Below are 19,168 nucleotides of genomic sequence, written 5' to 3'. Positions count from 1 at the left end.
CGAACCTCCACCCCGCGCTCGTAGGCACCTCGTGACGGAACAGCGGGCCCGCCGCACCGATCCGCACCGGCGCGAACGCATCGTCGAGGCCACGGTGGAGTGCATCGCCGAGCACGGCGTCGCGGGCACCTCGCACCGGAGGGTCGCGCAGCTCGCCGACGTCCCGCTGGGGTCGATGACGTACCACTTCGCGGGGATGGACGAACTCCTGCGGGAGGCGTTCACCACGTTCGCCCGGCGCATCGAGGCGGCCTTCGCCGAACGCCTCGGGCAGGGCGGAGTAGACGAGGTGCTCGACGCGGTCGTCGACCTCGTCCACGTCGACCTGCAGCGCTCCCGGGCCGAGCACGTGCTCACCTACGAGCTCTACACGCTCGCCGCCCGCCGGCCGGAGTTCCGGGAGATCACGCAGTCCTGGATGCACGCCAGCCGCCAGGTGCTCGGCCGCGTGTTCGACCCCGTCACCGCCCGCCGCCTCGACGCGTACGTCGAGGGCGCGGCCCTGCACATCGCCCTCGACCCCGATCCCCAGCCGCGGGAGCAGACGCGCACGGCGTTGCGACTCCTCGCCGGGCGGTGACACCGCGGTTCACACCGGCGCGACGTCCCTCGACCGCGAGAACGACGCCGACAGCGACCGGTACTGCGGACTGCACAGCGCGACGAGGGTCGCGACGACGCCGAGGAAGCCCGTGACGACGAACACCAGGGCGATCGCCCGGGCCTGTCCGGTGCCGAACCACCCCCCGATCGCGTCGGCGCCCGCGCCGTCCGTCATGAACGGCACGACGACGAACTGCGTCAGCGGCCCGACGAGGAACGCCGTCACCGGGGAGGCCGCCTGCTCCACGCTCTGGGCGAAGCCGAACACCCGACCTTGCCGTTCGTAGGGCACGACCCGTTGCAGCACCGTCTGTTCGGCCGCCTCCGCGAACGGCATCAGCAGCATGAACACGGCCATCGCGACGGTCAGCGTCACGACGGAGGACACGAGCGGGAACGCGAACGTCACCGCCCAGGAGGCGACGTTCACGACCAGCAGGACGCGGACCGGCCGGGCGCCCAGCCCGACCCGCGCGACGAGCAGACCCCCGACGACCATCAGCGCGCTCAACCCGCCCCAGAGCAGACCCCACGCCTGCACGGACACCAGGGACAACCCGTAGGCGTCCATGAGCGCCATGAAACCGCCGGCGATGAAGTTGTTGAAGCAGCTGAACGCGATGAGCGGCACGAGTCCGGGCACCGACCGCACGAGCCGCCACGTCCCCCGCAGGTCGACTCCCCCCACCGCGGGCCCTGCGTCGCCCGTGCTGGGCACCCGCGTCTCGGGCACGTGCACGGTCGCGAGGTGGACCACGGCCGCCACCAGCACGACGAGGGCGAGGACGAGGACCCACAGCATCCCGCCGGCCGCGACGAGCACCCCGCTGATGACCGACGTCACGAGCATCGACACCCCGCCGACGGTGCCGAGCAGTCCGTTGGCCCGGTCGCGCCGGTCGGCCGGGACGAGCAGGGTGACGAGGGTGGGCAGGGCGATGCCCCGCGGGTTCCCCGCGATGACCCCGCCCATGAGGAGCACGATGAACGCCCACAACTGCCAGGACGCGACGTCCGCGAACTCCTCCGCCGGCGTCAGCAGGTACAGCCCGAGGCAGAGGCCGTAGACCAGGAACGACGCGACGGCCGAGCCCTGCAGGACGGTCCGCTTGTGGTGGCCGTCGACGAGGCTGCCGAACCAGATCCCGGTCGCCGCCGTCGCCACGACGAAGATCCCCGCGATCATGCCGGTCGCGAACACCGACCGCGTCGCCAGGAACACCCAGAACGTCAGGGCGAACCAGACCGTGTAGTTCAGGACGTTGACGACACCGTGGTTGACGAGCAGGTGCACGAACGTCCGCTCGGTGCCGTGCCGGAGGTCCAGCCGCGGGCTGGGTGCGTCGGGGGTGGGCACGTCGTCTCCTGTCGTCGGCCTCGGACGCCGCGGGGGCGGCGCCTGCACCTCCGACCCGCCCGGGCACCCGAACTCATCGCCGAGCGTGCCACGTCACCGTTCGCGGGCGACAGCCGTTTCCGGGGCGCCCCAGCTCGCCAGCAGCGGCAGCACCCGCGCGGTGGGCGAGTCGGCCTCGACGGTGTAGACCACGAGCCGCTGGTCGGGGTCGAGGGGAGCCACCACCGACTCGATCCCGAACGTCAGGGGACCCGCCTCGGGGTGGTCGACGTGCTTGGTCACCGACGTGCGGAACGTGACGCCCTGGTCGGCCCACCACCGGGCGACGTCCGGGTCCTGCGCACGCAGTTCCTCGACGAGCGCGACCAGTCGCCGGTCGTCGGGCCGGCGTCCGAGTTCGTAGCGCAACGCTCCGACGGCCGGCGCCGCGAAGTCCGCCCAGTTCGTGATGCGGGCACGGGCGCCGGGGTCGAGGAACAACCAGCGCGCGAAGTTCGATCCGGGATCCATCGAGGTCCCGAGCACGGCGCTCAGCAACCCGTTGCGCGCCAGCACGTCCGAGCGCCGCCCGAGCAGGAGTGCGGGGACGTGGGCGAGCGTGTCCAGCAGGCGCAGCAACCCCGGGTCGGGGCGTTGCGGCGCTTCGGGACCGGAACGGCGTCGGCGGGAGGTCGGGGCGGCGAGGTCGAGCAGGTGGGTGCGTTCGAGGTCGTCGAGCTGCAGGGCCCGGGCGAGGGCGTGGACGACGTCCTCGCTGACCGTGGACTGCCGCCCCTGCTCCAGCCGGCTGTAGTGGTCCGGGCTCAGCCCGGCCAGGACGGCCAGTTCCTCCTTGCGCAGGCCCGGCACGCGCCGCGGCCCGGGGAACGCCGTGATGCCCGCCCGGGCGGGCGTCAGACGGTCGCGCCGTGAGCGCAGGAACGCCCCGAGGGCGGCACGGTCGGCAGGCACCCCAGCAGCGTACGAGGCGTGCGCGGACGGAGCCTGGTCACGCCGTGACCCGGCAGCACGCGCCCTGGTGGCCCGCCCTGGGTCCGCGTGGAGTGGGGTCATGACCACGCAGACCACGTCCTCGCAGAACTCCCACGGAACCCCCCGCACCGTCCTCGTCACGGGCTCCACGAGCGGGATCGGCGCCGCCACCGCCCGCGCCCTGGCCGCGGACGGCTGGACCGTCGTCGTGACCGGCCGGGACGTCGCCCGCGGCGAGGCCGTCGTCGCCGACGTGCAGGCCGCCGGCGGCACCGCCCGCTTCGTGCCCTCCGACCTCGCGGCCGCCCCCGACGTCCTGCGCACCTTCGCCGCCGCGGCCGTCGACGCGGCGGGCGGCCGGCTCGACGCCGTCGTGCACAACGCGGCCCTGTGCCCGGCCGTCGACACCGTCGCGCTCACCGACGCCGACCTCGAGGCGACGCTCGCCGTCAACGTCCGCGCCCCGCACGTCCTCACCGCGGCCCTGGCCCCCGCGATGGCCGGACGGGGGCACGGCGCGGTCGTCGTCCTCGGCTCGTGGATGGCCCACGTCGGGCACCCCTTCGTCGGCCTCTACTCCGCCACGAAGGCCGCCGAGGTCCAGCTCGCCCGGTCCTGGGCCGCCGAGTTCGGGCCGCGCGGCGTCCGGGTCAACACCGTCTCCCCCGGCGCCACCCGCACCCCGGTCAACGACGCGGCGGCCGACGTGGTCGACGCGATGACGCGGGGCATCCCGGCGGGTCGGCCGGGGCGTCCGGAGGAGGTCGCCGACGCCGTGGCGTGGGTCCTGTCCGAGCGGGCGGCGTACGTCCACGGCGCGGAGATCGCCGTCGACGGAGGCATCACGTCGGTCGCGCGGGCCTGAGCCCCTCGACGTCGACGCGCACGTCCTCGCGCAGGTCCAGCACGCGGCGCGGGGCGCGGGCCGGGAGGACGACGGCGGGAGCCCGCAGCGTCCGCAGCGGCAGCGCCCCCACCGACCCGGCCGCGAGCACGACGAGGTCGCCCACCGCGAGCCGGCGGGGCAGGACGTCGCCGAGCTCGCCCTCGGCCACCTCGGCCTTCAGCGGTCGGTGCGTCCCGGCCGACAGGCGCGCCCGCACCGTGTGGTGGACGGCGACGGCGCGCAGGTGCGCGTGCCGTCGCCCGCTCCCGCCGTCACCCGAGGGCGACCGCCAGACGGTGAGCAGGTGGACGGGAAGCTCGCGCTCGCGGCGCAGGACCCAGTCCGCCACCGCGTCCTCGGGGGAGCCCACGACGAGCAGCCGGCGCGGTGGGGTGAGCACCGCGCGGGGTCCGACGAGGACGACCGGTCCGGGCGAGGCGGCGAGGACCGCGGCGAGGACCCCCTCCCCCGGACCCCGGGGGCCGACGCCGCGGCCGCACCCCAGCACGAGGTCCGCGCCCTCCTGCGCGGCGTGGACGAGGGTGCGGACGGGGTCGTCGGTGGTGAGGGTCACGTCGACGGCGGGTTCACGGCCCGGGACGCGTTCCAGCTCCTCGGCCAGCAGCTCGTCCAGGTCCGCGTGCGCGCCGCCGGGACCGACCACCACGTGCAGGGGACGCCCCGCGGCGGCGCTGGACTGGACGGCCCACCGCAGCGCGCGCCGGGACGCGCCCGAGCCGGAGAAACCCACCGTCGTCGCTCGCACGCCGCCTCCTCGCGGTCGGGAGCCGGGCTCGTCGTCCGGCCCTCCGATGGTGCCCCCGGACGCCCACGACCACAACGGGTGGCGGTCAGCCCCCTGCCATCGTGCGCGCGATGTCCGAGGCCGAGTCACCCGAACGGCGCAGCACGAGCGCGACGACGCCGAGAGCGACGAGGGTCAGCAGCAGCATGAGGGTCGAGACGGCGGCGATCTCCGGTCGCAGGCCGGCGCGCAGGGCCGAGAACACGTAGACGGGCCAGGGGCTCGCCCCCGGCAGCGAGACGAAGCTCGCGACGATCGTGTTGTCGAGGCTGAGCGTGAAGGCCATGAGCCCACCGGCCAGCACCCCGGGCGCCGCCAGCGGCAGCGTGATGTCGCGGAACCGACGCCACGGCGTCGCGTAGAGGTCAGCCGCCGCCTCCTCCAGCCGGGAGTCCAGCCCGGCGACGCGGGCCCGGACGATGAACGTCACGACGGCCGTCGACAGCACCGAGTGCGCGATGACGAGACGGGCGATGCCGTTGCCGAACAGCGGTAGCCCGGCCTCGGTGTCGAGGGAGACGAACCAGCCGAGCAGCGAGATCGCGTCGACGATCTCGGGGGTGACGAGGGTGAGCCCGAGCAGCAGCGTCAGCGCGCCGGCCCACCGGCCGCGGACCCGGGCGAGGGCCAGGCCGGCCAGGGACCCGATGACGGCGGACAGCAGCGCCGCCCCCGCCGCGCTCTGCAGCGACGTCGCGACGGCCGCGCGGATGACCGGCCGGGACAACCCGGCCGAGTACGCCTCGAACCCCGCCCCGCCCCAGGAGGTGAGCAGGCGCCCGGAGTTGAACGAGTAGACGACGATCACGGCGATGGGCAGGAACAGGAACGCCAGGACCAGGACGCCCCACACGCCGAGCAGGGCGTCGGACCGGCTGCGGCGCCGCGCAGGACGGGAGCGGACGACGGTGGGCGGGTGTTCGTCGATCACAGCGCGACCTCCACGTGGCGACGGGCGCCGCGCACCCGGCGGACGACGAGCACCCCGAGGGCGGTGAGCAGCACCGTGCCCCCGGTGAACAGGATGAGGACGACGGCCATGGCCGACCCGAGCGCCCAGTTCTGGGCCGACTGGAACTGCCCGGCCACGAGCTGGCCGACCATGTTCCCCTTGGCCCCGCCGAGGACCGTGGCGGTGACGTAGTCGCCCATCAGCGGCACGAACACCAGCAGGCTGCCCGAGGCGATGCCGGGGAACGCCAGCGGCAGGGTCACGTCGACGAAGGTGCGCCAGCGGCCGGCCCCCAGGTCGCGGCTGGCCTCGCGCAGCGCCTGGCTCGTGCGTTCCAGCGCGACGTAGAGCGGCAGCAGCATGAGGGGGAGGTAGTTGTAGACGACGCCGAGCTGGACGGCGCCGCGGGTGTAGAGGACCTCGAAGGGGTCCCCCCCGAGGGCCTGCCACGCCGTCGAGAACGGTCCCTGGGGCGACAGCGCGATCTGCCACCCGAGCGTGCGGACGAGGAAGTTCGTCCAGAACGGCACCATGACGAGGGCCAGCACCAGCCCGCGCCAGCGCGGGGACACCTTGACCGCGAGCCAGTAGGCGAAGGGCAGCGCCACCACGAGGCAGACGAGCGTGCCCACCACGGCGATGCGCAGCGTGTTCCAGAACGTCCGGACGAACGTCCCCGACAGGGCCTCCCCGTACCGGTCCAGCGACAGCACGTCGTTGGCGTGCGTGCCGAACAGGCCGGGTTTGTAGCCGAAGCTGTACCAGACGACGAGCGCCACGGGGGCCACGAAGAACCCGAGCAGGAACACCCAGGCCGGCAGGGCGAGCGCACCGTGGGGGGTGCGCAGCCGTCGGAGCATCAGTTCCCCGCCGCGGCGCGGATCGCGTCCACGGCCTCGACGATGGCCTGGTGCCCGCTGTTGAGGACGCTGGCGGTGAGGCGGTCGACGATGCCCTTGTCCGGGAACACCAGCTCGGGACGGTCGAGCCCGGCGGCGGCCGCCTTGGTCCCGATGTCCTTGATGGCCGACGGGTAGCCGGTGTAAAGGACCTCCTTGACCGCCGCCTCCTCCCCGAGCATGAAGTCGATGAACGCGTACGCGGCGTCGGGGTGCTGAGCACCCTTGGCGATGCACCAGTTGTCGATCCAGAGGTTCGCCGTCGGCGTCGGGTACACGTACGTCCACTTGTCCGGCGTGCTCGAGGCGTCGATCCCGAGGCGCGCGTCGCCGTTCCAGCACTGCATGAGGGCGAACGTCGACTGCGCGATGGCGCTGCTGCCGGGGTTGGACTCGAAGCCCTTCAGGTGCGGCGCGAGGTCCTTCACGAGGGCCTCGCGCGCCTCCTTGATCTTCGCCTGGTCCTCGGTGTTCGGGTCCACGCCGTTGGCGGCGAACCAGATGCTCATGACCTCCCAGGGGTCCTCGAGGATCGAGGTGTTCCCGGAGGCCTCCTTCTGGGCCGCGTCGAGGAAGTCGGCCCAGGAGGTGAGCTGCCGCTTGACGACGGTGTTGTCGTAGACGAAACCGGTCGTGCCCCAGTCCTTCGGCACCGACCACTTGTTGTCCGGGTCCCAGGTGCGGCCGAGGTAGGCCGGGTCGAGGTTGGCGAAGTTCTCGAGCTTGCTGTGGTCGATCTCCTCCAGCAGCCCGTTCTGCGACATCTGCGGGATGAACAGGCCGGTGGGGACGACGATGTCGTACCCGCTGGCGCCGTTCGCGGCGACGAGCTTGGCGATCATCTCCTCGTTCGAGGCGTAGCTGTCGACCTGCAGCTTCGGTCCCGTCGCCTCGAACGTCTTGAGGTTGTCCGGGTCGTCGTAGTCGGCCCAGCTGTAGACGTTGAGGCTGTCCTCGACCTTCCCGTCGGGCGAGACCGCGGAACCGGAGCCGCCGCCCTTCCCGCCGCCGCAGGCCGCGAGCGCGGCGGTGGAGGCGAGGGCGGCGAGCACGCTGCGGCGCCGGGTGAGGGCACGGCCGAGGCGGCCGGCGGTCCCGGCGGGGACGAGGGCGGTGGGGTGGTCGGTCACGCAGGGCTCCCGGGGGTCAGGGGGGCGGGGAAGACGTGGACGTTCTCGGGGGCGAATCCGCACCAGACCTCGGCGCCGACCTCGCTGGTGCCGGGCCCGGCGGCGCCCCGCGGGGCCCGAGCCAGCACCTCGACCCCGGAGGAGGTCACGACGACGCGCTGCACGACGTCGCCGAGGTGGGCGACGCCGGCGAGGCGGCCGCGCACGCGGTTGGTGGCGCCGTGCGCGTCGCCGGTGGTCACCTGGACCGCCTCGGGTCGCACCGCCGCGAGGACGGCCGATCCCGCGGGCAGGTCGACCGCGCGGGTGGCCAGCGTGCCCTCGGGGCAGCGGACCACGCCGGGTTGCACGAGGGTTCCGGGCAGGAAGTTCTGCTTGCCGATGAACCCGGCGACGAAGGCGCTGACGGGTTCGGCGTAGACCTCCTCGGGAACCCCGAACTGCTGGACCCGGCCGTCGAGCATGACCGCGATGCGGTCGCTCATCGACAGGGCCTCCTCCTGGTCGTGGGTGACGAAGACGAACGTCGTGCCGAGGCTGGTCTGGAGCAGTTTGAGTTCGACCTGCATCTCCTCGCGCAGCTTGCGGTCCAAGGCGGACAGGGGTTCGTCCAGCAGCAGGACCTGCGGCCGGTTGACGAGCGCGCGGGCGAGGGCGACGCGCTGCTGCTGACCCCCGGACAGGGCGCTCGGGGACCGCTGGGCGAAGGCGCTCATGCGCACCATCTCCAGGGCCTCCCCCACCCGACGGCGGATCTCCTGCGCCTCGACCCGCTTGCGCCGCAGTCCCTTCTGCCGCAGGCCGTAGGCGACGTTCTCGGCCACCGTCATGTGCGGGAACAGCGCGTAGGCCTGGAACACCGTGTTCACCGGACGCCGGTGCGGGGGCAGACCCAGGACGGACGTGCCGTCGATGGCGAGGTCGCCCTCGTCGGGCTGCTCGAACCCGGCCAGCATTCGCAGCAGGGTCGTCTTGCCGCAGCCGCTGGGCCCGAGGAGGGACAGGAACTCCCCGGACCGCACGTGCAGGTCGACGCCGTCGACGGCCGTCGCCGCGCCGAACCGCTTGACGACACCGGTGATGTCGACCGACCCGCCGCCGGTGCCGGCGAGGGAGGACGTGTCGGGTGCGAGCACGACCGCCTGCGGTCGTTCGTCGACTCCGCTCACCGTCCCACCGCCGTCAGGTCCGCGGGTTCCGAGGCGTCGTGGACGGGGGCACCCGCCACGAACGTCAGGTCCGTCCGCACCTCGTGCAGGTCGCGAGCATCCAGGGCGAACGGGTCCACGCTGGCGACGGCGAGGTCGGCGACGGCGCCCGGGGCGAGGGTCCCCGCCTCGTCGTGGCGGTTGATCCAGGCCGAGCCGGCCGTGTAGGCGTGCAGCGCCTCGGTGAGGGTCAGCGCCTGCTCGGGGAAGAACGCGGTCGCGTCGACCCCGGGCGGGGTGCGGTTCACCGCGACGTGCACGGCCTGCCACGGGTCAGGGGTGGAGACGGGCCAGTCCGACCCCATGACGAGACGGGCTCCGGTGCGCAGCAACTCCCCGAAGGGGTACTGCCAGGAGTTCCGCTCCGGTCCCAGCAGGGGTGTGGTCAACGCGGTCATCTGCTCCTCCTCGCAGGCCCACAGCGCCTGGGCGTTGGCGGTGACGTCGAGCGCGGCGAACCGGGGCACGTCGTCGGGGTGGACGACCTGCAGGTGCGCCAGGTGGTGACGACCGCCCCGCGAGGCCGGCGACCGCCGGGCCAGGGCGACGGCGTCGAGGGCGTCGCGCACGGCGCGGTCGCCGATGACGTGGACGTGGACGTCGAAACCCGCCGCGTCGAGCGCGGGCACGGCGGCCAGCAGCAGGTCCCGGTCCAGGTACGACAGGCCCGTCTCCCCCGAGCTGCAGCCGCAGCCGTCGAGGTACGGGCTGAGCATCGAGGCGGTCCGGTTCTCCGCGACCCCGTCGAGCATGATCTTGACGCTCGTCGTCGCGAACCGGTCCGAGCCGGCGGCGGCGACCCGCTCGCGGTGCGCCACGAACCCGGCCACGACGTCGTCGACCTCCTCGACGGTGCGACCGCGCGGCCACCACAGCGCCCCCACGACACGGGCGCTGAGCGCGCCGTCGGCGGCCGCGCGCAGGTAGACCGGCGTCGTGTCGGAGTGGCCGGCGTAGCTGCCGACGATGGCGTCCTGCCAGCCGGTGACGCCCACGGAGTGCAGGTACCGCTGCCCCTCGGCGAGGCCCGCGGCGAGGTCGTCCGCGGTGACGCGCGGCAGCAGCCGGCTGACGAGGTCCATGGCCCCCTCGTGCAGCGTCCCCGTCGGGGTGCCGTCGGGGTCGCGCTCGATGCGGCCGTCGGCGGGGTCGGGGGTGCGGGCGTCGACGCCGGCCAGCTCCAGCGCCCGGCTGTTGGCCCAGGCGCCGTGGTGGTCGCGGTTCAGCAGGAGGACGGGGCGGTCCGGGACGATCCGGTCGAGGTCCTCCCGGCGCGGGGTGCCGCCGGGGAAGTCCGCCATCGACCAGCCCCCGCCGGAGATCCACTCACCGGGGTGGGCTGCGGCGTACGCCGCGACGCGGTCGAGCGCGGCCCCGGCGCCGTGGACCTCGCTGAGGTCGCAGCCGAGGCGCTCCAGCCCGCCCATGACGGGGTGGACGTGGGCGTCGGTGAAGCCGGGGAGGACGAGCCGGCCGGCGAGGTCGACGGTCCGGGTGCCCGGCCCGACCCGGTCCCTCACCTCGGCGTCGGTCCCGACGGCGGCGACGCGGCCGTCGCTGACGGCCACCGCCGTCGCCGACGGGTGCAGCCCGGAGCCGGTGAAGACCCGTCCGGAGTGCAGGACGAGGTCCGCAGTACCGCTCATGGCATCGGAAGGTACAAGCAGATCGCCTCCGTGACAACGGATTCGGTGTTTCGATCGTGTTGCCACCACCGGTTCCGCCCCTCGAGCGGCCCTGCGACGGACCGGCCGGGTGAGGACGGGAGCACTCCGGGTGGCGGCCGTACCCCCGCGGCGTCAGTGCGCCGTGAGCCGGGCCAGGGCGGTCGACAGGGGCGTCCGGCGCCCCAGGACGGTCTCCGCGGCGTCCGCGGCCCGCGCCACCAGCAGCCCGGCGTTGACGCCGAGCCAGCGCAGCGGTTCGGGCTCCCACCGGGGCGGGACGTGCCCGAACCACGGCAGCCGCAGGAGCTCGGAGTCCTGGCCGGTGATGCTCGCCGCCAGCGTCCGCCCGGCGAGGTTCGCCGTGCCGACCCCGTCGCCGACGTAGCCGCCGGCACTGCCGAGGCCGGTCACCGGGTCGTGCCGGACGGAGGCGTGCCAGTCGCGCGCGATGCCGAGCGGACCGCCCCACGCGTGGGTGAACCGGGCACCGGCGACGGCCGGGAACATGTCCCGCAGGGTGGCGCGCAGGCCGCGGAACACGCCCTCGTCCCCGTCGAACTGCGGCTTGACGGCGGAACCGAAGTGGTACGGCGCGCCGCGGCCGCCGAAGACGAGGCGGTCGTCGGCCGTGCGCTGGCCGTAGACGATGACGTGCCGGTGGTCGGAGAACGTCTCCCCGCCCTCCAGCCCCGCCTGGTCCCAGAACCGGGCGGGGAGGGGCTCGGTCGCGACCATGAGCGAGTAGACCGGGACGACCTCGCGCGAGCCCGTGGTCGCCGTCCACGCCTCGGTGGCGCGCACCACGTGCCGGGCCCGGACCGTGCCGCGGTCGGTGCGGACGCGGCCGGCCACGACCTCCGTGGCCCGGGTGCCCTCGACGATCCGCCCGCCGCGGCGTTCGACCGCCTCCGCCAGGCCCCGCGCCAGGCGCAGGGGGTGGATGCGTGCGCAGTCCGGGGTGTAGGTCGCGCCGAGGGCGCGGGTCATGCCGACGGTCTTGCGGGTCTGCTCTGCGTCCAGCAGTCGCAGCCGCTCCGGCGACCCCGCGCGCTCGTCCGCCGCCACCTCGGCGGCGGCCCGAGCCAGTTGCGGCTCGCTGCGGGCCACGACGACGGTGCCGCCGCGGCGGAAGTGGCAGTCGATCCCCTCGGCCTGCACGACGCGCTCGACCTCGTCGATCGTGCCACGCATGGCCTCGCGCATGGCGCGGGCGGCAGCGGGACCGTGCTCGGCGGCCAGAGCGCCCTCCCCCTGCGGCAGCAAGGCCGAGCACCAGCCGCCGTTGCGGCCGCTCGCCCCGAACCCGGCCCGCTCGGCCTCGACGACGAGGACCGACGCCGACGGGTCGTGCGCGAGGACGTGGTAGGCGGTCCACAACCCGGTGTACCCGGCCCCGACGACGCACACGTCGACCTCGGTGTCCCCGTCGAGGGGGTCCCGCGCCGGACCCGGCGGAGCGGTGTCCTCCCAGAGCGACCGGATCACAGCAGCCGGCCCGCCTCGGTGAGGACCGACCGCAGGCGCTGCTCGATGTCGTCGAACTCCGGGGGGCCGATGACCAGCGGCGGCGCGAGCTGGATGACGGGGTCGCCGCGGTCGTCGGCGCGGCAGTACAACCCGGCCTCCCACAGCGCCGGGGACAGGAAACCCCGCAGCAGGCGCTCGGACTCGGCGTCGTCGAACGTCGCCCGCGTCGCCTGGTCCTTGACCAGTTCGATGCCGTAGAAGAACCCCTCGCCGCGCACGTCACCGACGATCGGCAGGTCGAGCAGGCGTTCCAGCGCGGCACGGAACAGCGGGGCGTTCTCGTGGACGTGCTGGACGAGACCCTCGCGCTCGAAGATGTCGAGGTTCGCCATCGCGACGGCCGCCGAGACGGGATGGCCACCGAACGTGTAGCCGTGCGCGAACACCTCGCCGGGCGCCCGGAACGGTGCGAAGATGCGCTCCGAGGCGATGACCGCCCCGAGCGGGGAGTACCCGCTCGTGAGCCCCTTGGCGCAGGTGATGATGTCCGGGACGTAGTCGAAGTCCTTGCAGGCGAACAGCTCCCCGATGCGACCGAAGGCGCAGATCGTCTCGTCGCTGACGAGCAGGACGTCCAGCTCGTCGCAGATCTCGCGCAACCGCTCGAAGTACCCGGGCGGGGGCGGGAAGCAGCCGCCGGCGTTCTGGACGGGTTCGACGAACACGGCGGCCACGGTGTCGGCGCCCTCGAACTCGATGGCCTCCCCCACCCGGTCCGCCGCCCAGCGACCGAACGCCTTGGCGTCCTCGCGCAGGTGCTCGGGCGCCCGGTAGTGGTTGGTGTTCGGGGCGCGGAACGTACCGGGGACGAGGGGTTCGAAGTCGGCCTTCACCCCCGGGATGCCCGTGATGGACAACGCCCCGTGCGTGGTGCCGTGGTAGGCGATGGAACGGCTGACGACCTTGTGCTTGCCCGGTTTCCCGGTGCGCTTGTAGTACGCCTTGGCGAGCTTCCACGCCGTCTCGACGGCCTCGCTGCCGCTGGTGGTGAAGAAGACGCGGTCCAGGTCGCCCGGCGCCTCGTGGGCGAGGCGTTCGGCCAGGTCGATCGCGGCGGGGTGGGCGTAGGACCAGAGCGGGAAGAACCCCAGGGTGGAGGCCTGCCGGGCGGCGGCCTCCGCCAGCTCGGTGCGGCCGTGGCCGACCTGGACGGTGAAGAGGCCGGCGAGTCCGTCGATGTACTCCCGGCCGCGGGAGTCCCAGATGCGGGCACCCTCACCGCGGACGATGACGGGGACGTCGTCACCGGCGTCGAAGGGCGCGTGCCGCGTGAAGTGCATCCACAGGTGGTCACGCGCAGCCACGGAACGGTCGGTGCCGCGCGGAGTGGTCGCGAGGTGGCTGGACATGCCCGGACACTAGACCGGCCGGTACAGCAACGACAAGCATTCCGTGGCGGAAAAGGGGCTCGACTGCGGATCCATCAGCGCGTGCCCCAGTTGTACAGCTGTTTGCGCAGGCTCAGGTAGACGAAGGTCTCCGTCGCCACGACCCCCGGGATGGCGCGGATCTTGGCGTTGATGAGCTCGAGCAGCCCGTCGTCGTCCTCGCAGACCGCCTCGACGATGACGTCGAAGGAGCCGGCCGTGACCACGACGTAGTCGATCTCGGGGACCTCGGCCAGCCGGTCGGCGACGATCCGGGTGTCCCCCTCGGCGCGGATCCCGATCATGGCCTGGCGCGCGAACCCCACCTGCACGGGGTCGGTCACCGCGACGATCTGCACGACCCCGCTGTCGAGGAGGCGCTGCACCCGCTGTCGGACCGCCGCCTCGGACAACCCGACGGCCTTGCCGATCGCCGCGTAGGACATCCGGCCGTCCTCCTGCAGCACCTCGATGATGCGCTTGGAGACGTCGTCCAGGGCGAGGGCTGGCTGTCGGCTGGGCACTCGTCGATGCTACGCGGAACCCCTTGCCGCCCACCGACGATCCGGGGTATGACTCGGCGGGTGCCGTTCCTCACCTCGAGTTCACCGGCCGTCGACGACGCCCTGCGGGGAGTCGCCAGCACTCCGTTCTGGCTCGACGACCCCGGTCGGCCCGACCCGGAACCTCCCCTCATCACCGGCACCCGCGCCGACCTCGTCGTCGTGGGCGGCGGGTTCACCGGGCTCTGGACGGCCCTGCGCGCCAAGGAACGCGACCCGGACCGCGACGTGCTGCTGCTGGAGGGCGCGTGGATCGGCTGGGCCGCCTCCGGGCGCAACGGCGGGTTCATCGACGCGAGCCTGACGCACGGCCGCAGCAACGGGGAGCTCCACCTCCCGGACGAGGTCGACCGGCTCGACGCCCTCGGGCTGGCCAACCTCGACGGTCTGCAGGCCGACGTCGCCCGGTACGGCTGGGCCTGCGACTTCGAGCGCACGGGTGGGTTGTCGGTCGCGACCGAGGCGTACCAGGTCGACCAGTTGCGCGCCGAACCCGGGTTCCTCGACGCGGCCGCCGTCCGCGCCCAGGTCGACTCCCCCACCTACCTCGCAGGGGCGTGGACGCCGGACGACACGGCCCTCGTGAACCCGGCCCGGCTGTGCTGGGAGCTCAAGCGCACCTGCCTCGAGCTCGGCGTCCGCATCGCCGAGCACACCGCCGTGCGCGCTCTGTCCTCCGACGGCCGCGACGTCGTCCTGCGGACGGCCGGCGGCGACGTGCGCGCACGCCGAGTCGCCCTGGGCACCAACGTGTTCCCGTCGCTGCTGCAGCGGTACCGGTGGCACACGATCCCCGTCTACGACTACGCGCTGGTGACCGAACCGCTGTCGACGGCGCAGTTCGACGCGATCGGCTGGCGGAACCGCCAGGGCATCGGCGACCTCGGGAACCGCTTCCACTACTACCGCCGCACGGCGGACGACCGCGTCCTGTTCGGCGGGTACGACGCCGTCTACCACTACGGCCGGCGGCTGTCGGCCGAGTACGACCAGAACCCGGCCTCGTTCCGGACGCTCGCCTCGCACTTCCAGCAGACGTTCCCGCAGCTGGAGGGTCTGCGGTTCACGCACGCCTGGGGCGGCGCGATCGACACGTGCACGCGGTTCTTCCCGTTCTTCGGCACCGGCCACGGCGGCCGCGTCGCGCACGTCGCCGGGTACACGGGTCTGGGGGTCGGGATGACGCGGTTCGCCGCCGACGTCCTGCTGGACCTGCTGGCCCGTGAGGAGGACGGCCCGACGGAACGCACCGAGCTCGACCTCGTGCGGACCCCGCCGGTGCCGTTCCCGCCGGAACCGATCGCGTGGGGCGGGGTGGAGGTCACCACCCGGTCCCTCGACCACGCCGACCGGCACGAGGGCCAGCGCAACGCCTGGTTGCGGACGCTGGACCGGCTGGGGCTGGGTTTCGACTCCTGACCCCTCGGGTGCGCAACGGGTTCGTGAGGACCCGTTGCGCAGCAACCGGTCTCTCAGCCCGTCTTGCCGCCCACCTCGCCCGACGCCGCCCCGGGCTCGTGGCCGGAGTGGCAGTGCTGGCCGTGGTGGCCCGCCGGAGCGGGTGCGTCGAGCGCGGGGTTCCGGTCGAAGAACCCGGCGGGCTTGAGCCGGAACGCGACGGCGTCCTGAGGCATGACGGGCCAGTCCTCCACCCGCGGGACGTGGTGGATGCCGAAGACGTGCCACAGCACGACGTCGGTGTCCTCCAGCGGTTCGTCGTCGGCGATCCACCGGGTCATGCCCTCGTCCCCGCTGCTCTGCGTCGGGTGGTCACCCGCCGGCCACAACTCGTCGTCGTGGTGCCGGGTGACCCACACGTCGTGGCCGATGACGGGGGCGCGCAGGAACTGCGGGGCGTCCGGGGCGAACAGGTGCGGGATGGCGTCCGGTGTCGTGAGCTTGTACGCCGTCGGCGTGCCCACGGCGTTGGTGCGCCGCGTGCTCGCCACCTTCCAGACGCGCTGCTTCTGCCAGTCGACGTCGCGGCCGGCCTCCCGCTCGGAGCGGACCGGTGTCGAGGTCGTCGTCAGGGCCAGACCGTGCGGGTTGTCCGGACCCGTCGGCGCGACGTGGGTGTCGACCTCGTGCACGGTGGCGTGCTGCCCGTCGACGTCGAGGTCGAGGCGCGCGACGAGGAAGTGCTGGTGGATGGGCGCGTACGTGCGCTCGTCGACGAGGACCCCCGTCGCGGGCGTCGGGGCACCCTCGGGCAACGGGGTCGTCACCATGATCCCCGTCGCGCGCACCTCGCACTCGATCGTGCCGTCGAGGTACAGCCGCCAGTAGACGAGGTACTCGTAGTTCGCGACGGTCGCGTGGAAGGAGACGACCATGCGCCGCGAACGCCGCACCTGGGCGCCGGCGCGCTCGTCGACGTGCTTCCACAGGACGGCGTCGTCCTCCTCGTGCAGGCAGATCGCCTGCGGCACGGTGTAGGCCTCGCCGCGGGAGTCGGTCAGGACGGCGTCGACGTAGCGGATCTCACCGAGGCAGTCGCACCCGAGTTCCAGGGACGTCGTCATGTACCCCAGGCCCCACTCGCCGATGTCGTAGGCGGTGCGGCGGCGGTGGTCGAAGGACGGGTCGCGGTAGGGCACGACCATCTCCGCGAAGGACAGCCGGTAGCCGACCTCGCGGCGCTCGTCCCCGTCGTGCCAGGCGAGCTGGTGCAGGACCAGTCCTTCGCGGTGGGTGAAGCCGAGGCGCACCGACCAGTTCGCCCAGCGGAGTTCGCCGTCCTCGCTGATCGTGAACGAGGGCCCGTCCGGCTGCGTGATGTCGAGGGTCCGCAGGTCGGTGCGGCCCGTGATGCCTGTCAGCGCCGGGTCGTACTCGCCCCGCGTCGGCGCGTCCGGGGCGGCGGGCGCATCCTCGACGTCGAGCAGCTCGTAGGTGTTCATGTCGAGGATGAACTTCAGGCCGCTGACCGGGTGGGCGTAAGGACTGCCGCCGGGGGTCTCCCGCCGCCACACGTCGACCCAGCCGAGCCGCCGGTCGCGCCACTGCTCGGGCATCACGGCCGCGCCGAACGTCCAGGTGTCGAGCAGGACGAGGTCGAGGTCGGTCATCCCGCGGGCGGCGAGCGCCTCGACGACACGGGGTTCGCGCTTGAGGGCCTCCTCGGCCTCGTGGAACTCGTCGAGCGTGAAGTTCGGGGTCACCCCCGGCAGGTGCTCGAAGTGCTCGACCGCCCCGGCCACGAGGTCGACGAGGACGTCGTACGTCCGGCCGTCGGCGCGGTCCCAGACGATCGAGCGCGCGCGGCGGGGAACGTCGTCACCAGGCCGCCACGCCAGGACGTCGGCCTTGGGCGGCTCGGCGAGCACGACGCCGGCGAAGCGCATGGAGGGGGCCAGGCGGCCACTCCCTCGCAGCACCTCGAGGTTGCGGCCGAACTCCTCGGCGTCCAACGGGACCAGCGGGTGCGCCGGCACGGCAGTCCTCCTCCATCGGTGGCTCCATCGGCTGATGGACGGCCAGTCTGACCGAGAGGTCAGGACCCGTCCAGCGAGGGCCGCGTTTTCCGTCGCGTCGCGCGCTCGTCACGACGGATTCCGCGAGCACGTCATCTCGCGCTGTTAGGGTCGCCCGGTTCTGGACCCCCCTCGACGTCAGGAGCCCCGATGGCACGTGCCGACCACCCCCCGAGCTCGCCGCTCGCCACCTCCCCCGCGGCCGGCAAGGGACTGCAGTCCGGAGCGCTCGGGCTGTGGGGCAACACGGTCATCGGCCTCGGCGCCACCGCTCCCGTCTACAGCCTCGCCGCCACCCTGGGCTACGTCGTCCTGGCGGTGCACGACAAGGCGCCGGCGATGTTCCTCGTGGCGTTCGTGCCGATGCTGCTGGTGGCCGTCGCCTACCGGGAACTCAACCGCGCGGCGCCGGACTGCGGGACGACCTTCACCTGGGGCACCAAGGCGTTCGGCCCCTGGGTCGGCTGGATGGGCGGCTGGGGCGTGGCGGTCTCGGCGATCATCGTGCTCGCCAACGTCGCGGAGATCTCCGCCGTCTACACGCTGCGGTTCCTCGGCCTGGACGGCGCCGCCGAGAACCTGCCGCTGCGGGTCGGGCTCGGCCTCGTGTTCATCGTCGGCATGACGTGGGTCAGCTACCGCGGGATCGTGATCTCCGAGCGCATCCAGAACGTCCTCATCGTCGTGCAGTTCCTCGTGCTGGGCGTCGTGTCCGTGGGTGCGCTGTACCTCGTCTACACCGGCGGCGCCGGGGACCAGGCCGTCCGGCCGCAGTGGGACTGGTTCTCCCCGTTCGGCGTCAGCGGGTCGGCGCTCGCCGAGGCGGTGATCCTCTGCATCTTCATCTACTGGGGCTGGGACGCGTGCCTGGCCGTCAGCGAGGAGACCCGCGACGCCGACCGGACCCCTGGCCGGGCCGCTCTGCTGGCCACGGTCATCCTCGTCGTGACGTACGTGCTCGTCGCGGTCGCGGTGCAGGCCTACGCCGGGTTCGGGACGACGGGCATCGGGCTGAACAACCCCGAGAACGCCGACGACGTCCTGTCCACCCTCGGCGCCCCCGTCGGCGGGGCCGTCCTGTCCGGGCTGCTGCTCGTGACCGTCGCGATATCCGCGGCGTCCTCGACGCAGACGACGATCCTGCCGACGGCCCGCGGCACGCTGTCGATGGCCGTCTACGGCGCTCTGCCGCAACGGTTCGCGAAGGTCCACCCGCGGTTCAAGACGCCGTCCTACGGGACGGTCGTCATGGGTGCTGCAGCGGTCGCGTTCTACCTCGTGCTGAGCCTGGTGAGCCAGAACGCGTTGCAGGACTCGATCGCCTCGCTGGGCCTGGCCGTCGCGTTCTACTACGGCATCACGGCGTTCTCGTGCGTGTGGTTCTTCCGCCGGACGCTGACCCGCTCGGCCCGGGACCTGCTGCTGCGGGGGGTGTTCCCGGCCCTCGGCGGGCTGGCGATGCTGTGGGCGTTCGTCCAGAGCAGCGTCGACATGCTGGCCCCGGACTACGGGTTCACGACGTTCGGCCCGCTCGGCGGGGTGTTCGTCATCGGCGTCGGGATGCTGGCCCTCGGGGTGCCGCTGATGCTGCTGTGCGCCGCCCGGCTGGGCGCGTTCTTCCGCGGCCAGACGCTCGACGCGGACACCCCCGTCCTCGTCCCCGACACCGGGCAGCCGCCCGTCGGCGGGCTCTGAGGGCACCCGCGGGGTTGGGCTCGTAGACGCAACCGGCTCACAGGTTGAGCCCGTCGCGTCTACG

The 19,168-nt window shown here is 73.3% G+C and carries 16 protein-coding genes; 4 read left to right on the top strand and 12 right to left on the bottom strand.

Translation table 11 applies throughout. The features are described from left to right. Positions 1–31 precede the first annotated feature (31 nt). The gene (locus tag ACFEMC_RS03240; protein WP_380173565.1) at positions 32–580 is read left to right on the top strand and encodes a TetR/AcrR family transcriptional regulator; all 549 of its coding nucleotides are present in this window, start codon (positions 32–34) and stop codon (positions 578–580) included. A gap of 9 nt (positions 581–589) precedes the next feature. On the opposite strand, the gene ACFEMC_RS03235 is transcribed toward ACFEMC_RS03240, so the two are convergent. Continuing rightward, complete coding sequence (locus tag ACFEMC_RS03235; protein WP_380173563.1) at positions 590–1,960, bottom strand: MFS transporter; 1,371 nt, start codon at positions 1,958–1,960, stop codon at positions 590–592. 93 nt (positions 1,961–2,053) lie between these two features. Continuing rightward, positions 2,054–2,911, bottom strand: a complete 858-nt coding sequence (locus ACFEMC_RS03230) for a helix-turn-helix transcriptional regulator (RefSeq protein ID WP_380173561.1) — start codon at positions 2,909–2,911, stop codon at positions 2,054–2,056. A 100-nt stretch (positions 2,912–3,011) separates the two neighbouring features. On the opposite strand from ACFEMC_RS03230, the gene ACFEMC_RS03225 reads away from it, so the two are divergent. After that, positions 3,012–3,797 (top strand): SDR family NAD(P)-dependent oxidoreductase, encoded by a 786-nt coding sequence (locus tag ACFEMC_RS03225; RefSeq protein ID WP_380173559.1) that lies wholly within the window; start codon positions 3,012–3,014, stop codon positions 3,795–3,797. Here the strand turns inward: ACFEMC_RS03225 and ACFEMC_RS03220 are convergent. From ACFEMC_RS03220 to ACFEMC_RS03180, 9 genes are all read right to left on the bottom strand, one after another. Further along, on the bottom strand, positions 3,775–4,584 hold the full coding sequence (locus tag ACFEMC_RS03220) for a hypothetical protein (RefSeq protein WP_380173557.1): 810 nt from the start codon (positions 4,582–4,584) through the stop codon (positions 3,775–3,777). The genes ACFEMC_RS03225 and ACFEMC_RS03220 overlap by 23 nt on opposite strands. An 85-nt stretch (positions 4,585–4,669) precedes the next feature. Continuing rightward, positions 4,670–5,554, bottom strand: coding sequence for an ABC transporter permease (locus ACFEMC_RS03215; RefSeq protein WP_380173555.1), 885 nt, complete (start codon positions 5,552–5,554; stop codon positions 4,670–4,672). After that, complete coding sequence (locus tag ACFEMC_RS03210) at positions 5,551–6,435, bottom strand: ABC transporter permease (protein WP_380173552.1); 885 nt, start codon at positions 6,433–6,435, stop codon at positions 5,551–5,553. Before ACFEMC_RS03210 ends, ACFEMC_RS03215 begins: the two co-directional genes overlap by 4 nt. Continuing rightward, positions 6,435–7,604, bottom strand: coding sequence for a spermidine/putrescine ABC transporter substrate-binding protein (locus ACFEMC_RS03205; protein ID WP_380173550.1), 1,170 nt, complete (start codon positions 7,602–7,604; stop codon positions 6,435–6,437). Before ACFEMC_RS03205 ends, ACFEMC_RS03210 begins: the two co-directional genes overlap by 1 nt. Further along, positions 7,601–8,773, bottom strand: a complete 1,173-nt coding sequence (locus ACFEMC_RS03200; protein WP_380173548.1) for an ABC transporter ATP-binding protein — start codon at positions 8,771–8,773, stop codon at positions 7,601–7,603. Before ACFEMC_RS03200 ends, ACFEMC_RS03205 begins: the two co-directional genes overlap by 4 nt. Next, entirely contained in the window at positions 8,770–10,458 is a 1,689-nt protein-coding gene (locus ACFEMC_RS03195; RefSeq protein ID WP_380173546.1) for an amidohydrolase, read from the bottom strand. The genes ACFEMC_RS03200 and ACFEMC_RS03195 overlap by 4 nt, the downstream gene beginning before the upstream one ends. Positions 10,459–10,611: 153 nt before the next feature. Then, positions 10,612–11,964, bottom strand: coding sequence for an NAD(P)/FAD-dependent oxidoreductase (locus ACFEMC_RS03190; protein WP_380173544.1), 1,353 nt, complete (start codon positions 11,962–11,964; stop codon positions 10,612–10,614). Continuing rightward, positions 11,961–13,355: an aspartate aminotransferase family protein gene (locus ACFEMC_RS03185; protein WP_380173542.1), complete on the bottom strand. Its 1,395-nt coding sequence runs from the start codon at positions 13,353–13,355 to the stop codon at positions 11,961–11,963. Before ACFEMC_RS03185 ends, ACFEMC_RS03190 begins: the two co-directional genes overlap by 4 nt. Before the next feature lie 74 nt (positions 13,356–13,429). After that, complete coding sequence (locus ACFEMC_RS03180) at positions 13,430–13,897, bottom strand: Lrp/AsnC family transcriptional regulator (protein ID WP_367636189.1); 468 nt, start codon at positions 13,895–13,897, stop codon at positions 13,430–13,432. Between the two features lie 48 nt (positions 13,898–13,945). Between ACFEMC_RS03180 and ACFEMC_RS03175 the strand changes: the two genes are divergently transcribed. Then, a complete protein-coding gene (locus ACFEMC_RS03175; RefSeq protein ID WP_380173539.1) occupies positions 13,946–15,355 on the top strand; it encodes an NAD(P)/FAD-dependent oxidoreductase in 1,410 nt (469 codons plus the stop codon). A 53-nt stretch (positions 15,356–15,408) separates the two neighbouring features. On the opposite strand, the gene ACFEMC_RS03170 is transcribed toward ACFEMC_RS03175, so the two are convergent. Beyond that, entirely contained in the window at positions 15,409–17,370 is a 1,962-nt protein-coding gene (locus ACFEMC_RS03170) for a primary-amine oxidase (protein ID WP_380173537.1), read from the bottom strand. 189 nt (positions 17,371–17,559) lie between these two features. Here ACFEMC_RS03170 and ACFEMC_RS03165 point away from each other — a divergent pair, with 189 nt between their 5' ends. Further along, positions 17,560–19,104, top strand: a complete 1,545-nt coding sequence (locus ACFEMC_RS03165; protein ID WP_380173535.1) for an APC family permease — start codon at positions 17,560–17,562, stop codon at positions 19,102–19,104. The last annotated feature ends 64 nt before the right edge of the window (positions 19,105–19,168 follow it).

This window comes from Kineococcus sp. DHX-1 (assembly GCF_042473625.1).
Lineage (GTDB): Bacteria > Actinomycetota > Actinomycetes > Actinomycetales > Kineococcaceae > Kineococcus.
The sequence above is the reverse complement of the archived record's forward strand: the minus strand, read 5'-3'. Positions and strand labels throughout refer to the sequence as shown.

Bases quoted from the DNA above. Each gene is read 5' to 3' on its own strand.
- ACFEMC_RS03225 (WP_380173559.1), top strand. From the start codon at position 3,012: ATGACCACGCAGACCACGTCCTCGCAGAACTCCCACGGAACCCCCCGC.
- ACFEMC_RS03210 (WP_380173552.1), bottom strand. From the start codon at position 6,435: ATGCTCCGACGGCTGCGCACCCCCCACGGTGCGCTCGCCCTGCCGGCC.
- ACFEMC_RS03165 (WP_380173535.1), top strand. From the start codon at position 17,560: ATGGCACGTGCCGACCACCCCCCGAGCTCGCCGCTCGCCACCTCCCCC.
- ACFEMC_RS03195 (WP_380173546.1), bottom strand. From the start codon at position 10,458: ATGAGCGGTACTGCGGACCTCGTCCTGCACTCCGGACGGGTCTTCACC.
- ACFEMC_RS03175 (WP_380173539.1), top strand. From the start codon at position 13,946: ATGACTCGGCGGGTGCCGTTCCTCACCTCGAGTTCACCGGCCGTCGAC.
- ACFEMC_RS03185 (WP_380173542.1), bottom strand. From the start codon at position 13,355: ATGTCCAGCCACCTCGCGACCACTCCGCGCGGCACCGACCGTTCCGTG.